Annotated in this window: 11 protein-coding genes and 1 pseudogene; all 12 read left to right on the top strand. The window is 66.6% G+C overall.

The features are described 5' to 3' along the window. The first annotated feature begins 283 nt into the window (after nt 1–283). Complete coding sequence (locus AC1DNG_RS03905) at nt 284–1,807, top strand: ABC transporter substrate-binding protein (protein ID WP_230008163.1); 1,524 nt, start codon at nt 284–286, stop codon at nt 1,805–1,807. Between the two features lie 6 nt (nt 1,808–1,813). Further along, nucleotides 1,814–2,755 carry an ABC transporter permease gene (locus AC1DNG_RS03900; protein ID WP_476851820.1) on the top strand — a complete coding sequence of 314 codons (942 nt, stop codon included), beginning with the start codon at nt 1,814–1,816 and terminating at the stop codon, nt 2,753–2,755. Next, the gene (locus tag AC1DNG_RS03895) at nt 2,752–4,623 is read left to right on the top strand and encodes a dipeptide/oligopeptide/nickel ABC transporter permease/ATP-binding protein (RefSeq protein ID WP_476886679.1); all 1,872 of its coding nucleotides are present in this window, start codon (nt 2,752–2,754) and stop codon (nt 4,621–4,623) included. The genes AC1DNG_RS03900 and AC1DNG_RS03895 overlap by 4 nt, the downstream gene beginning before the upstream one ends. Then, nucleotides 4,620–5,495 (top strand): ATP-binding cassette domain-containing protein, encoded by an 876-nt coding sequence (locus AC1DNG_RS03890; protein WP_476886678.1) that lies wholly within the window; start codon nt 4,620–4,622, stop codon nt 5,493–5,495. Before AC1DNG_RS03895 ends, AC1DNG_RS03890 begins: the two co-directional genes overlap by 4 nt. Nucleotides 5,496–5,594: 99 nt before the next feature. Beyond that, nucleotides 5,595–6,455 carry a sugar phosphate isomerase/epimerase family protein gene (locus tag AC1DNG_RS03885; protein WP_476886677.1) on the top strand — a complete coding sequence of 287 codons (861 nt, stop codon included), beginning with the start codon at nt 5,595–5,597 and terminating at the stop codon, nt 6,453–6,455. Between the two features lie 31 nt (nt 6,456–6,486). Next, entirely contained in the window at nt 6,487–7,653 is a 1,167-nt protein-coding gene (locus AC1DNG_RS03880) for a Gfo/Idh/MocA family protein (RefSeq protein WP_476872357.1), read from the top strand. A gap of 94 nt (nt 7,654–7,747) precedes the next feature. After that, nucleotides 7,748–8,824: a LacI family DNA-binding transcriptional regulator gene (locus AC1DNG_RS03875; RefSeq protein ID WP_476886676.1), complete on the top strand. Its 1,077-nt coding sequence runs from the start codon at nt 7,748–7,750 to the stop codon at nt 8,822–8,824. Between the two features lie 85 nt (nt 8,825–8,909). Next, complete coding sequence (gene uxaC, locus AC1DNG_RS03870) at nt 8,910–10,316, top strand: glucuronate isomerase (protein WP_476886675.1); 1,407 nt, start codon at nt 8,910–8,912, stop codon at nt 10,314–10,316. Continuing rightward, nucleotides 10,313–11,758, top strand: coding sequence for a mannitol dehydrogenase family protein (locus AC1DNG_RS03865; protein ID WP_476886674.1), 1,446 nt, complete (start codon nt 10,313–10,315; stop codon nt 11,756–11,758). Before uxaC ends, AC1DNG_RS03865 begins: the two co-directional genes overlap by 4 nt. Nucleotides 11,759–11,965: 207 nt before the next feature. Beyond that, nucleotides 11,966–13,777, top strand: coding sequence for a beta-glucuronidase (gene uidA, locus AC1DNG_RS03860; RefSeq protein ID WP_476886673.1), 1,812 nt, complete (start codon nt 11,966–11,968; stop codon nt 13,775–13,777). Nucleotides 13,778–13,835: 58 nt separating this feature from the next. Continuing rightward, a complete protein-coding gene (gene uidB, locus AC1DNG_RS03855; protein WP_476874330.1) occupies nt 13,836–15,254 on the top strand; it encodes a glucuronide transporter in 1,419 nt (472 codons plus the stop codon). A 32-nt stretch (nt 15,255–15,286) separates the two neighbouring features. Continuing rightward, a pseudogene (locus AC1DNG_RS03850) lies at nt 15,287–15,534 on the top strand (bifunctional D-altronate/D-mannonate dehydratase); the annotation flags it as partial.

The raw sequence follows: 15,534 nt of genomic DNA, 5'->3' as shown, positions 1-15,534 counted from the left end.
ACCCATGCGGACTTCCGTTGCGCTGCTTGTGCACTCCGCTGCGAACGTCGTGCTTGCCCAGTACGTGCGCCCCTCAGGCGCGCCGCGCTGCGTCTCCGTCCGGTGCCGTCGTAGTGCTTGGCCACGCCCGGATTCGCAATAATTCAAAAAATAATGACAACCGGTTGCCAGATGTGGCAACCCAACGTACGCTGAACCCACAAGCAGCGGTGTGGCCCAAGCCACATTGCCGCCATCAACGTCCGTGCAGCGGACCTCGAGAAGCGATCCAAAGGAGCCAACAATGAAGTTCGGTCCCAAGGCAGCAGCTGCTGCCCTCATCCTCAGCGCATCCCTCGCGCTCACCGCCTGTGGCGGCGGCGCCGCAGCAGGCGGCGCAGGCACCACAGCCACGTCCCTCACGCTCGGCACCATCCAGGATGTCCGGTCCTGGGATCCGGCCCAGGCCCATGTGGGCCATATCCTCCAGCCGTACCAGGCCGTCTACGACACCCTGATCCTGCGCGAGCCGGACGGAAAGCTCAGCCCCATGCTGGCGACGGCCTGGAAGTACAACGCAGCAAACACCAAACTGACGGTGGACCTGCGCTCGGACGTCACCTTCAGCGACGGAGCAAAGTTCGACGCCGAGGCTGCCAAGGCCAACATGGACCACTTCAAGACGGCCAATGGTCCGCAGATGGCCCAGCTCAATGCCGTCAAGGACGTGGCCGTTGTGGACGCCGATACCATCGACATCAACCTCAGCACCCCGGACCCGGCCCTCGAGTACTTCCTCAGCCAGGCGGCCGGCCTGATGGGCAGCCCCAAGGCGCTCGGCACCGAGGGCATCAAGACCGAGCCGGTGGGCTCCGGGCCCTACGTGATGGACAAGGCCGCGTCGGTCAAGGACTCCCAGACCGTGTTCACCGCCCGGAAGGACTACTGGAACAAGGATCTGCAGAAGTACTCCAAGCTGACCTTCAAGATCCTGACCGACCCCACCGCCCGCACCAACGCCCTGGTCTCCGGCCAGGTGGACGCCACACTCCTGGACCCCAAGAACGGCAAGCAGGCCGAAGGCGCCAAGATGAAGCTGGCCGCCAACGAGGTGGACTGGCAGGGGCTGCTCCTCCTGGACCGTGACGGTGCCAAGAACCCCGCACTGCAGAACGTCAAGGTCCGCCAGGCCATCAACTACGCCTTTGACCGCAAGACCATCCTGGACCAGGTCCTGTTGGGCCAGGGCACCCCGACGTCCCAGCCGTTCGGCAAGGCCAGCGGCGCCTGGACCGAAGAACTGGAGAACTACTACAGCTACGATCCGGCCAAGGCCAAGCAGCTCCTCAAGGAAGCCGGCTATGAAAACGGCGTGACCCTGGAAGTCCCCAGCATCCCCGACTTCCAGACTCAGATTTCCGTGGTCCAGCAGCAGCTGGCAGACGTCGGTATCACCCTGAAGATTGGCGCCGCGCTCACCAACACCTTCACCTCCGATGTGGCTGGACAGAAGTACACCACCATGTACTTCTCCCTCTTCCAAGGCCAGCCGACAGTTGCCATCAACCAGATCATCTCCACCAAGGCGCTCTACAACCCGTTCAAGAACGCGTCGCCGGAGCTCGACGCCAAGATTGACGCCGTGCGCAACGGCGGGGCTGACGCGGGCAAGCTGGCCCAGGAAGTGAACAAGTACGTGGTGGAGCAGGCCTGGTTCGCGCCGCTGTTCCGCGTCAACCAGATGTACTACCACAACGCCAAGGTCGACGTCACACCCCAGATCCAGCAGGCCGTTCCGTCCATTTACAACTACTCACCCGCCAAGTAGGACACCATGATCAGGTTCATTGCGAAACGACTGGGCAGCGGGCTGGTGGTGCTGCTTGTTGTCTCGGCGCTCACCTTCTTCCTGCTCTATATGTCCAGCGGGAGCATCGCCAGGAACATCCTGGGCGATCAGGCCACCGCTGAGCAGGTGGCGATGAAAGAACACGAGCTGGGGCTGGACCAGCCCCTGCTGACCCGCTACTTTGCCTGGGTGGCCGATGCCCTCAGCGGAAACCTGGGCGCCTCCTGGTTCTCCTCGGAACCGGTGGCCAACTCCCTGGCCACCCGGATTCCGGTGACCATGACCATGGTTTTCGCCGCAATGATCCTGATCGCAATTTGTGCCGCACTCATCGGTGTCTTCGCCGCGGTCAAGCGCGGCTGGGTGGACAGGGTGGTCCAGGTTGGCGCCATCATCGGCGACTCCGTTCCGGGGTTCGTGATCGGCGTCATCCTGGTCACCATCCTGGCCATCCAGCTGGGCCTGTTCCCGGCCACCAGCACCATTTCCCCGGATTCCGGGGCCGACGCGTGGGTCTATTCCATGTCGCTTCCGGTGATAGCCCTGCTGATCAACGGCGTCACCGGGGGCGCGCAGCAGATCCGCAGCGCCGTCATCAAACAACTCGAGCGGGACTATGTCCGCACCCTGCGCAGCCGCGGGATCGGCGAGCGGGAAATCCTGTTCAAGCACGTCCTGCGCAGCGCCGCGCCGGCCGGCCTGACGGTGCTGAGCCTGCAGCTGATCGGCATGCTGGGCGGCGTGGTGATCATCGAGCAGATCTTCGCCCTTCCCGGCATGGGTCCGATGGCGGTCGCCGCCACCGGCCAGTCGGATCTTCCGGTGGTGATGGGCGTCGTGATGTACACGGTGGTCGTCGTCATTGTGGTGAACCTGCTGGTGGACATCCTCAATGGCTGGCTCAACCCGAAAGTACGTGTGTCATGAAAAATTCTTCCGAAGAAGCCGCCGCAACCGCGGCATCCGCCGCCATTCCGATTCACCCCGGCCAGAGCGGCACCGTGGTCCGGTCCACCGTCATCCGGCGCCTGTTCAGGAACCCGCTGGGCATCGTTGCCATGACCATCCTGCTGGCGATCTCGCTCCTGGCGGTACTCGCCCCGGTCCTGGCGCCCTTCGAGCAGAACTACGCCAACATCGCCAAGACCCTCGCCGCCCCGGACTCCGTAAACATCCTCGGAACGGACAGCGCCGGGCGCGATGTCTGGAGCCGGCTCCTGTACGGCGCGCAGCTGACGCTGCTTTCCGCCCTGCTCTGCGCGGGCGTGGCCATTGCCATCGGCCTGCCGTCCGGCCTGGTCGCCGGGTACTACGCCGGCAAATTCGAGGCAGTCTCCAACTGGGTGGTCGGCATCCTCATGAGCCTCCCCGGGCTGATCGTGCTGCTGACCATCCGGGCGGCCTTCGGCCCTTCGGTCTGGATGTCCATGATCGCCTTCGGCATCCTGATCAGCCCGTCCTACTTCCGGCTGACCCGCACGGCCGTCCAGTCGGTGCGCAACGAGCTCTATGTCGACGCCGCACGGGTCTCCGGGCTGTCCGACCTCAGCATCATCGCCCGCCACATCTTCTCCGTGGTCCGCGCCCCCATCATCATCCAGACCGCGGCGATCGCCGGCGTGGCCATCGCCATTCAGTCCGGTCTGGAATTCCTCGGCCTGGGCGACCCCACCAAGGCCACCTGGGGCGTGATGCTCTCGGAGGGCTTCAAGAACGTCTACCTCACTCCCACGCTGCTCTTCTGGCCGGCACTGGCCATGGCGCTGACCATCGGCGGCCTGGTCCTGCTGGGCAACGCCATCCGCGATGCCCTTGAAGACGGCGAAAAGATCACGCATCGCAAGAAGCCAAGGGGAAACGGCATCAGCAAACGCACGACGGCGCCGGCCGCCGCCGCCCGCCCGTCGCGGAAGTCAGTGGCCGCCGTCGACCCCGGAACCGAACACCACCTGGTCAAGGTGACCAATCTCGGGGTCGGCTATCCGCAGGCAGACGGTTCCATCAAGAAGGTCGTCGACGACGTCTCCTTCCACGTGGACCGCGGCGAGATCCTGGGCATCGTGGGCGAATCCGGTTCGGGCAAGTCCCAGACCGCCTTCTCCATCCTGGGGCTGCTGCCGGACAATGCCCGCATCGTGGCCGGCTCCATCCAGTTCGACGGCAACTACACCGTTGCCCCGGGCGAGGAGCGCGTCAGCCAGGAGCGCCTGTCCAAACTGCGCGGCAGGCGGATTTCCTACATCCCGCAGGAGCCCATGAGCAACCTGGACCCGGCCTTCACCATCGGCTACCAGCTCGTGACGCCCATGGTCCGCGTCCTCGGCATCTCCAAGGCCGAGGCCAGGAGGCGGGCATTGAAGCTGCTCACCGACGTCGGAATCGCCAACCCGGAACGGACCTTCAACGCCTACCCGCACGAAGTCTCCGGCGGCATGGCCCAGCGCGTCCTGATCGCCGGCGCCATCAGCTGCGAACCGGACCTGGTTATTGCCGATGAGCCCACCACGGCCCTGGATGTCACGGTGCAGGCGGACGTGCTGGACCTGCTGCGCGAGCTCCAGCAGCGCCTGAACATCGGCGTCATCCTGGTGACCCACAACTTCGGGGTGGTGGCGGACCTCTGCGACCGTGTGGCTGTCATGCAGAACGGCCGGCTCGTGGAGGAAGGATCCGTCCGCGACATCCTGCGCAATCCGCAGGAGCCTTACACGCAAACGCTCCTGGCATCGATGCTTGAGGGCAAGGAACCCATGTCCATGCTCGTTTCCACCGGCCAGAAGGAGCCAGTCGCATGAGCCCCACCGACAGCGCTCCGCTGCTCACAGTCGACCAGCTGGTCGTCGAGTACCCCAGCAAGAAGTTCCGGGCCAAGCCCTTCCGCGCCCTGACGGACATCAACATCACCATCGGCCGCGGCGAAACCCTCGGCCTGGTGGGGGAGTCCGGTTCCGGCAAGACCACCCTGGGCCGCGCCATCCTGGGGCTGGCCCCGGTGACCGGCGGGAAGATCAGCTTCGACGGCAAGGACATCAGCCGCGCCACCCGCAAGGACCGGCGGGTCCTGAGCCGTGACCTTCAGGTGGTGTTCCAGGATCCCTACACCTCGCTGAACCCGGCCCTGGAGATCGGCGACATCCTCGCCGAACCACTGGGTGTGCAGGGCATGGACGCCGCGGCGGCCAAAAAGCGTGTGAGGGAACTGCTGGACCAGGTGGGTCTGCCCGCCGACGCCATCAACCGGCTGCCGCGCGAATTCAGCGGCGGACAGCGCCAGCGCGTGGCGATCGCCCGCGCCCTGGCCCTCTCGCCCAAGCTGATCGTCTGCGATGAGCCGGTCAGTGCCCTGGACCTCTCCACCCAGGCCCGGGTGCTGGACCTGTTCCTGCAGATCCAGAAGGACACCGGTGTGTCCTACCTCTTCGTCTCCCACGACCTCGACGTCGTCCGGCACGTCAGCCACCGCGTCGCCGTGATGTACCACGGGGAGATCGTCGAACAAGGCCCGGCCGGCGTCGTCACCACCGACCCCGACCACCCCTACACCCAGCGGCTGCTGCTCGCCTCCCCGGTCCCGGACCCGGACCGGCAGGAACAGCGCCGCGCGGACCGGCACCGCCTGCTCGAGACGCAGCGCATGCAGCACGAACAAGCGGGCGCCCTCGCCTGAGGCCACCCGCGCCGTCAGGCAGAACGGCCGGCGCCCTGGCGGCAGCACCTAACCGGCAACGAGGGCCCTTGCGGGTCCGTAACACCACGGAGGAATACAGTGGCCAAAATTGGCGTACAAGCGATGATGCTGAAAGACAGCTTCGCCGAAGTGGGGGCGTTCGAGACGCTCCGCAAGGTGAGCGCGATCGGATACAACGCCGTCGAGATCTCCCAGATCCCGATGACCCCGGAGAACGTCGCCGAGCTGGGCCGCGCCCGGAGCGAACTGGGCATGGACATCGCGGCACTGTCCGTCGCGATGGAGACCCCCAAAGGCCGTCCCGGGGACTCCCTGGCGGAGCACTTCGACAAGATCGTGGCGGACGCCAAACGCCTGGACTCCAGCCTCCTGCGGATCGGCATGCTGCCGTTCCCGGCCATGAAGTCAATCGCGGCAGTCGTTGATTTCGCCAAGCAGGCCAACGAGTACGCGGAGCGCCTGCAGGAACAGGGCCTGAGCCTGTATTACCACAACCACCACATCGAGTTCGCGAAGTTCGACGGCAAATTCATGCTGGACATCATTGCCGAGAACTCCCCGGCCATGGGCATGGAAATCGATGTGCACTGGGTGCAGCGCGGCGGCCTGGACCCGGTCCGGACGCTGCAGAAGTACGCCGGCCGCACGGCCATGGTCCATCTGAAGGACTACCGGATCGGAGAACTGCCGGAGTCCTCGTTCGGGCTCCTGGATTCCGGGGACATCATGGGCTTCATGACCGAGTTCAAGAATGTGGTCCAGTTCGCTGAAGTGGGCGAAGGCAACCTGGACTTCGCATCCATTGTTCCGGCCGCCCAGGCCGCCGGCGCCCGGTACCTGCTCGTGGAGCAGGACGAACTCTACGGGCGCACCGTCTGGGACGCGCTGCAGACCTCCCACGACAACCTGGTGGCGCTCGGCCACGCCGAACTTTTCTAACCCACCCCCACTGACTACGGAGAACCACCACATGAGCAAGCAAGTACGCCTGGGCATCATCGGCCTGGGCCAGCAGGGCGGCGCCTACGCCCAGTTCATCACCGACGGCCTGGTCCCGAACATGGTGATCGGCGCCATCTGCGACACCGACCCCGCGAAAAAGGAACTGGCGGCCGCCAGGTACCCCGACGCGCCCTTCTACGACGACTACATCACGATGCTGGAAAGCGGCGACGTCGATGCGGTCGTGACGTGCGTGCCGCACTTCCTGCACCCGGAAATGGGGATCGAGACCCTCAAGCGCAACATCCACGCCCTCGTGGAGAAGCCGGCCGGCGTCTACACCAAGCAGGTCAGGGAGCTCAACGAATTTGCCGCGGGCAAGCCCGAACTGTCCTTCGCCATCATGTTCAACCAGCGCAACAACCCGCTGTACCAGAAGCTGAAGGAGATCGTCGACGGCGGCGAGATCGGCGGCATCCGCCGCACCAACTGGATCATCACCAACTGGTGGCGACCGCAGGGCTATTACAATTCCAGCGAATGGCGCGCCACGTGGGGCGGCGAGGGCGGCGGCGTTCTGGTCAACCAGGCCCCGCACCAGCTGGACCTGTGGCAGTGGATCTGCGGCGTGCCGAAGTCCGTCTACGCCAAGGTGGCCTACGGCTTCCGCCGCGACATCGCCGTGGAGGACGAAGTCACTGCCGTGGTGGACTACGGCAACGGCGCCACGGGCGTCTTCGTCACCGCGACGCACGACCTCGTGGGAACCGACCGCTTCGAGATCCTGGGCGACCAGGGCAAGATCGTGGTGGAGAACAGCAAGACCGCCACCGTGACCCGCCTGAAGAAGCCCGAGCGTGAACTCAGCGACGGCATGGGCATGGACGATGTCCGCAAACTTTTCATGGGCGAGCTGAATCCCGGCGAGTACTACACCACCGAGGTCATCGAGTTCGAGTCCGCCTGGGGCGCGCAGCACTCCGGCGTCCTGGCGAACTTCGCCGCCAACATCCTGGACGGCACGCCGCTGCTGGCCCCGGGATCGGACGGCATCAAGGGTGTCCGGCTGGCCAACGCCATCCACCTCTCGAGCTGGACCGGCACGGAAGTGGCGCTGGACTTCGACGAGGACGAGTTCCTCGCCGAGCTGAACAAGCGCATCGCGGACGAGGGCAAGTTCGCCGAGCGCTCCTAGCCCGCCCCGCCCCGCCGCAGCAGGGGCCGTTTTGAGCACTCAAAACGGCCCCTGCTGGGGGCTGGTTGGGTTGTTTCCTCGTTAGGATGGGGCGGTGACTGAACCCAAGACGCCGGACGCTGCCGCAACAACCGACCCGGCCAAGAAGCACTCCCGGTCCGGAAAGTCCCACGCCACCATCTACGACATTGCCAAGGTTGCCGGCGTCAATCCTTCCACCGTCTCACGGGCGCTGAGCAAGCCCGGCCGGGTCAGCGCCAAGACGCAGAAACTCATCGAGGACGCGGCCGCCGAGCTGAACTACCAGGTCAATCCGTTCGCCCGCGCGCTGCCCACCGGCCGCACCAACACCTTCGGCCTGATCGTCGCGGACATCACCAACCCCACCTTTTTCGACATCATCCGCGGGGCGGAAACGACCGCCACGCTGCGGGACTACACCCTGGTGCTGGCCGAGTCGGCCGAGTCCGGCGTCACCGAACTGACGGCAGCACGCCGGATGATGGCCACCGTGGACGGCCTCATCCTGGCCAGCCCCCGCATGGACGACGACGACATCCGCGCCATCGCCCGGGACAAGCCGGTGGTGGTCATCAACCGCGAGGTCGACGGCGTGCCGTGCGTGGTTCCCGACGTCAACAAGGGCATCAGCGAGGCAGTCCGCAGCCTGGCCGCCAACGGGCACCACAAGGTTGCCTTTGTTGCCGGGCCGCCGCAGTCCTGGATGTCCGCGCGCCGCTGGGAAGGCGTGCAGGCGGCCTGCGAGTGGTCCCGGCTCGAAGCCGTGCGGCTGGAATCCACCAAACCCACGGTCGACGGCGGCCGCCAGGTGGCGCGCGACGTCCGGACAAGCGGCGCCACGGCGGTGCTGACCTACAACGACCTCCTGGCCATCGGGCTCATGCAGGAACTCCAGGCCGCCGGCATGGTGGTCCCGGACCAGATCAGCATCGTGGGCTTCGACGACATCTTCGGCGCGGATTTCACCACGCCCCCGCTCACCACCGTGCGCTCGCCGCTGGGGGAGTGCGGCTCCGGCGCCGCGACGCTGCTCCTTGATCTGCTGCACAGCGACCACCTGCCCAGCGCGGGGGAACCTGCCGCCACGCTGCGCGTCGAGACGGAGCTGGTGCTGCGCGGCTCGAGCGGGCGGCTGCTGCCCGCGGGCTAGCCACACCTGTGAGGCCATCCGCAACTTGATGGCAATTATTGGCAACCGGTTGACAAATGCCGGAGGCAAGCCGGACCATTGATCTATGTCACAGTCGATTGCCGCCAACCCAGACCGGCTTCTGCCCGCGGATCCCGGAACGCGCAGCATTGCGCGCGACCTCCTCCAGCGCGTCCAGGACCTCCCCATCATTTCCCCGCACGGGCACGTTGACGCCGCCGTCATCGAGCACAACAGCCCCTTCCCGGACCCGGCAGCGCTGCTGGTCAGCCCGGACCACTACGTCACCCGGCTGATCCACGCCAGCGGCGTACCGCTGGACCGGCTCCGGGGCTCGGCCGCGGCGGAACCGGACTCCCGCACGGTCTGGCGCGAGTTCTGCAAGGCCTGGCCGCTCTTCGAAGGCACGGCCTCCGGCTACTGGCTCCGCACCCAGTTCAGCAGCGTCTTCGGCCTCCGGCAGGAGATCAGCGCCGAAACCGCCGACGCCAGCTACGACGCGATCTCCGCCAAGCTGCTGGAGCCCGGCTTCCGTCCCCGCCAGCTCTTCAAGGACTTCAACATCGAGGTGCTGGCCACCACCGACGACCCCCTGGACAGCCTCGCCAGCCACGCGGCGATCGCCGAGGACCCCACCTTCCACGGCCGCGTCCTGCCCACCTTCCGCCCCGATGCCTACCTCAACATCGCGCACCCCACGTGGAGTGCGAATGTTGACCGGCTTATTGCGGCAGCGGGCGACGGCGCCGCCGGCTATGCCGGCTACATCACCGCCCTGGAAAACCGGCGCCGCTACTTCGTGGTCCACGGCGCAGTCTCGGCCGACCACGGCGTCCGGACCCCGGCAACGCTCAAGCTCGACGCCGGCGACGCGGCCAGGCTGTTCGACCGCGCCCGCTCGGGCCAGGCCACGGCGGCCGACCGCGACGACTTCGAGGCCCACATGATGTACCAGATGGCACGGATGTCAGTGGAGGACGGCCTGGTCATGACCATCCACCCGGGGTCCTACCGCAACCACCACGAACCCACCTTCAACGCCTTCGGCGCCGACACCGGCCACGACATCCCGTTCGCCGTCAACTACACCGAGGCGATCCGTCCGCTGCTGCAGGACTTCGGCACCGCCAAGGACTTCCACCTGGTGCTCTTCACCCTCGATGAGACCGTGTTCTCCCGCGAACTCGCGCCGCTGGCGGGTTTCTACCCGTCGGTCTACCTCGGTGCGCCATGGTGGTTCCTGGACGCGCCCGACGCCATGCTGCGCTTCCGCTCGGCCGTGACCGAAACCGCAGGATTCTCCCGCTCGTCCGGCTTCATCGACGACACCCGCGCCTTCTGCTCCATCCCCGCGCGCCACGATGCCTCCCGCCGGATCGAGGCCTCCTTCCTGGCCAGGCTGGTCGCGGAGCACCGCGTCAGCGAGGACCGCGCCCATGAACTGATCGTCGACGTCGTGGACGGCTCACCCCGACGGGTGTTCAAACTGTGAGCGCCGAACTGACATCCGCACAGGAATCCGAGGTCGAGGCCGCCGTGGAACTTCCCCAACTGAGCCGCCGCCTGCACCCCGGTGCGACGGCGCCTGTGCGGATCGTCCATCTGGGGCTGGGCGCCTTCCACCGCTCGCACCAGGGCTGGTACACCCACCAGGCGTCCGACGCAGCGGACTGGGGCATTGCGGCCTTTACCGGACGCCGCCCCGACGCCGCCCTGGCGCTGGCCGAACAGGACGGGCTCTACACGATCGTGAACCGGGCCGACGGCGGCGACACCTTCACCGTTGTCAGCAGCATCGTCGAAGCCGTGGACGGGGCGGATGTCCAGCGCCTGGCGGAGCTGGTTGCCGCGCCGGCCACCGCGGTGATCACCCTGACCATCACCGAGGCGGCCTACCGGCTCCGCGCCGACGGGCAGCTTGACCGCTCCGCGCCCGACGTCGCCGCCGACCTTGCGCTGCTGGCGTCCGGCAGCGCCAACCCGGCGACGCCGCTGGGCCGGCTGGTGCTGGCCCTCGCCGCCCGCCGGGCTGCCGGGGCGGGACCACTCGCCGTCGTCTGCTGCGACAACCTTTCCAACAACGGCACCGTCGCGCACAATGCCGTGGCAGGCATGGCCGGGGCGTGGGACGCGGGCCTGGCCGGATGGATCGACGCCAACGTCAGCTTCGTCAGCACCTCGGTTGACCGCATCACTCCCCGCACCACGGCCGCGGACATCGCCGCCGTCCAGGCCGCGTGCGGCTACCGCGACAATTCGCCCGTGGTGGCCGAGCCCTTCTCCAACTGGGTGCTCAGCGGGGAGTTCCCCGCCGGGCGGCCGCGCTGGGAAGACGCCGGAGCCGTGTTCGTCGCCGAGATCGAACCGTACGAAAACCGCAAACTCTGGCTCCTGAACGGCGCGCACTCCCTGCTGGCCTACGCCGGCCAGCTGCGCGGCCACACCACCGTGGCCGAGGCCCTGGCAGACCCGCTGTGCCTGCGGGCCATTGAAAGCTTTTGGGACGAGGCGGAGGCAAATCTGTCCGGGCCGGCGGGACATGCCGCCGAGCTGCAGATCCCGGCCTACCGCGCCGCCCTGCTGGAGCGATTCGGCAACGCCCGGATTGCCCACCACCTCGCACAGATCGCCATGGACGGCAGCACGAAGCTGCGGATGCGCGCCGTTCCGGTGCTGCGGGCCGAGCGTGCCGCGGGCAGGCCCGGCGCGGCGGCCGCGCTCATGATTGCCGCCTGGATGGACTACAGCGCCGCCTCGGCCGCGCTCCAGGATCCGCTGGCCGAGGAGGCAGCCGCAGCCAACCGGCTCGCGGGCGCCGAGCGGACCCGTGCGCTGTTGGCCCTGGTGGATCCGGCCCTGGCCGGTGACCGTTCCGTTGTGGAACTCATTGAAAGCTTGCGCGGAACGTTCGGGGAGCAGGCTGTCTCCCCGTAACGCCCTGCGTGCAAGCAGCGCTGCCCGGTCCCGGATCATCGGGAGCCGGGCAGCAGCGTTTCGATGTACTTTCAATAAATTTATGGCAACCGCTTGCCATTTGATTGCCAAGTGATTAGGATTACAGCAAGAGCACAAACCGGCCCCGCGGCCGGACCCTAAAAACCCTCCCCGGCACTGCCCGCAAAGACGCGATAGGACCTCCCAATGCTCAAGCCCCAGGCCAGCGAAACCCGCGAGATCGTCAACCTCGACGGCCTGTACCGCTTCAAGGTCGACCATGACCGCTCCGGCCACCGGGACGAATGGTTCAAGGCGCCCCTGGAAACCGGACTGGAAATGGGCGTCCCGGCCAGCTACAACGACGTCTTCCCCGACAAGGCCATCCGGGACCACGTGGGCTACGTCTGGTACCAGCGCGACGTGCGCGTCCCGCGCGGCTGGGCAGGGGAGCGCATCCACGTCCGCCTCGACTCCGCCACCCACGAAGGCATGGTGTGGGTGGACGACACCCTGGTGGCACAGCACACCGGCGGCTACATGCCGTTCAGCGCAGACATCACGGACCATGTGACACCCGGACAGGCCTTCCGCCTGACGGTCTCGGTCAACAACGAGCTCACGCAGGCCACCATCCCGCCCGGGACCATCACCGTCACCGGGGACGGCCGCCGGCAGCAGAGCTACCTCCACGATTTCTACAACTACGCCGGCCTGCACCGCAGCCTCTGGCTCTTCAGCACCCCCGCGGTCACGGTCGATGACATCACCGTCGTCACCGGCTTCGAAGGAACCGCCGGCAGCGTCGACTACACGATTGCCACCGCCGGCGGAACCGGCAGCGAAACGGTCACCGTTTCCCTCCGCGACGCCGACGGCGTCGAGGTCGCCCGCGCCGACGGCGCCCGCGGCACCCTGGCGGTCGCCGACGTCGTGCTCTGGAAGCCCGGCGCGGCCTACCTGTACAGCCTCACCGCGCAGATCCGCGACGGCGGCCGGCTGCTGGACAGCTACACCCTGCCGGTCGGCGTCCGCACCGTGGAAGTCAGGGGCAAGGAATTCCTCATCAACGGTGCACCGTTCTACTTCACCGGCTTCGGCATGCACGAGGACCACGTGGCCATCGGCAAGGGCCACAGCAACGCCCAGATGGTCAACGACTTCCAGCTCCTGGACTGGGTGGGCGCCAACTCGTTCCGGACCTCGCACTACCCCTACGCCGAGGAAGTCATGGAGTTCGCGGACCGGCACGGCATCGTCGTGATCGACGAAACCGCCGCCGTCGGGCTGCACCTGGGCTTCGGCGCCGTCTTCGGCGGCATCGCCAGGAAGACCTACGTCGAGGGCGGAGTGGACGCCCACACCGCCGCCAACCACCGGCAGGCGATTACCGAACTCGTCGCCCGCGACAAGAACCACCCCTCCGTCGTGATCTGGTCGATCGCCAACGAACCCAACGGTTCCGAGGAGGGCGCCCGCGAGTACTTCGCACCCCTCGCGGAGCTGACCCGCAGCCTGGACCCCACCCGGCCCGTCGGCTACGTCAACGTCCTGTTCGACACCCCGGACAAGGAACTGCTCGGGGACCTGTTCGACGTGATCATGCTCAACCGCTACTACGGCTGGTACGTCGATAACGGCGACCTCGAAACCGCCGAGCAGCACCTCGAGAAGGAGCTGCGCGAGTGGGAAGCCAAGTACGGCAAGCCCATGATCATGACCGAGTACGGACCGGACACCATGCCCGGCTTCCACTCCATCTATGAACAGCCCTGGAGCGAGGAATACCAGGCAGCGTTCCTGGCCATGTACCACCGGGTCTTCGACCGGGTCGACGCCATGGTCGGTGAACAGGTCTGGAACTTCGCGGACTTCCAGACCTCCAACGGCATCATGCGCGTGGACGGCAACAAGAAGGGCGTCTTCACCCGGGACAGGCGGCCCAAACCTGCCGCCTATGCCCTGCGCCAACGGTGGACGGCACTGGCCGGCACCAAGAACAGCACCTCCAAGGCGTAGGCCTCACCGCACATTTTTCGCCGGACCCAGGTCCGGCAACGGGTAAAGGAGCCCAATCATGAAAAAGCTGAACAAGCTCAGCATCGTCGGCTATGGCGCCGGCGACGCCGCAAACAATCTCGCCTTCACCACCGCCACCATGTTCCTGCTCGTGTACTACACGGATGTGGCCGGAATCTCCGCCGCGGCCGCCGGCACCCTGCTGCTGGTGGTGCGGATCTTCGACGCCTTCGCCGACGTCTTCGCCGGCCGCGTGGTGGACCGGACCTACAGCAAGCGGTTCGGCAAGTTCCGTCCGTTCATCATGTTCGGTTCCATCCCGTTGCTGCTGCTGAGCGTGGCCACCTTCTCCATCCCTGAGCTCGGCGAATCCGGCACCCTGCTCTACGCCTACGTCACGTACGCAGCCCTGGGCCTGGCCTACAGCCTGGTCAACATCCCCTACGGCTCCCTCGCCGGCGCCATGACCCAGGACCCCGCGGAACGCGCCAAGCTCGGCTCCGCCCGGATGATCGGCGGAATGCTGGTCGGCTCCGCCCTTGGCATCTTCGTGGCCCCTTTGATCAAGCCGGGCGCCAACCTGCAGGCAACGTTCACCACCATCACCCTTGTCTTCGTCGTCATCGGCGCGGCCCTGTACCTCTTCACCGTCCTGACCGCCAAGGAGCGGGTCCACCGCGCCGTCCCCAACGTCACGTTCAAGCAGAGCATGGACACCCTCAAGGGCAACAGGCCGCTGCTGATGCTGTGCGTGAGTTCCTTCTTCTTCCTGACCGGCTACTTGGCCCTCACCTCGGTCCAGCTGTACTACCTCCGCGATGTCCTGGGCCGGCTGGACCTGTACCCCGTACTGTCCATCACCCAGCTCGTCCTCACCTTCGTGCTGGCCGGGTTCATGCCGAAGCTGGTCCGGAACCTTGGCAAAAAGCGCGTCTACATCTTCTCCTCGCTGCTCACGGTCATTGGCGGCGCCATCGTTTTCTTCACCCCGGCAAGCCAGGTCTGGATCGGATTCACCGGCCTGATCATCAGCCTCGTGGGCGTGCTGGCGGTCAACATCGTCGTGTGGGCGCTCGAGGCCGACACCGTGGAGTACGGCGAATGGAAGACCGGCGTCCGGACCGAGGGCATCACCTACGCGTTGTTCTCCTTCACCCGCAAGACCGGACAGGCCGTCGGCGGTGCGCTCGCCGCCTACGCCCTGGCCCTGGGCGGCTACAAGTCCGGCGCCGTCCAGACGCCCGACGCCGTCTTCGGCATCCAGATCGCCGCAGGCGCCCTGCCGGCCGTCATGACCATCCTGGCCGTGCTCGTCATGGCCAAGTACACGCTTACCGATGCCATGCACGCCCGGATCCTCACCGAGATCCAGGCCCGCCGCACCGGCGGCGACGGTTCTTCCGACGGCGCCGGCGTGCCGGCCGCTGTTTCCGCCACCGGTTCCGCGGACGCCGCGCCGCTGGCGCCCAGCAAATAAGACACCCCCGAAAGACCAGAAAAGGACCTGTTGTGAAAATCATTGCCGCTGAAGTGTTCGTCACCAGCCCCTCCCGGAACTTCGTGACCCTGCGGATCACCACCGAGGACGGCGTGACCGGGATCGGGGAYGCGACCCTGAACGGGCGCGAGCTCGCCGTGGCCGCCTATTTGAAGGAGCACGTCGCGCAGCTGCTGATCGGCAAGGACCCGCACCGGATCGAGGACACCTGGCAGTTCCTGTACCGGTCCTCGTACTGGCGCCGCGGCCCGGTCACGAT

The organism is Arthrobacter sp. 01T425, from assembly GCF_056398725.1.
This window is presented reverse-complemented; position numbering and strand designations above follow the sequence as displayed.

What these genes read in the sequence shown, in the direction of transcription:
- AC1DNG_RS03895 (WP_476886679.1), top strand. Translation starts at nt 2,752, where the DNA reads ATGAAAAATTCTTCCGAAGAAGCCGCCGCAACCGCGGCATCCGCCGCC.
- uxaC (WP_476886675.1), top strand. Translation starts at nt 8,910, where the DNA reads ATGTCACAGTCGATTGCCGCCAACCCAGACCGGCTTCTGCCCGCGGAT.
- AC1DNG_RS03890 (WP_476886678.1), top strand. Translation starts at nt 4,620, where the DNA reads ATGAGCCCCACCGACAGCGCTCCGCTGCTCACAGTCGACCAGCTGGTC.
- AC1DNG_RS03900 (WP_476851820.1), top strand. Translation starts at nt 1,814, where the DNA reads ATGATCAGGTTCATTGCGAAACGACTGGGCAGCGGGCTGGTGGTGCTG.
- uidB (WP_476874330.1), top strand. Translation starts at nt 13,836, where the DNA reads ATGAAAAAGCTGAACAAGCTCAGCATCGTCGGCTATGGCGCCGGCGAC.
- uidA (WP_476886673.1), top strand. Translation starts at nt 11,966, where the DNA reads ATGCTCAAGCCCCAGGCCAGCGAAACCCGCGAGATCGTCAACCTCGAC.
- AC1DNG_RS03880 (WP_476872357.1), top strand. Translation starts at nt 6,487, where the DNA reads ATGAGCAAGCAAGTACGCCTGGGCATCATCGGCCTGGGCCAGCAGGGC.
- AC1DNG_RS03905 (WP_230008163.1), top strand. Translation starts at nt 284, where the DNA reads ATGAAGTTCGGTCCCAAGGCAGCAGCTGCTGCCCTCATCCTCAGCGCA.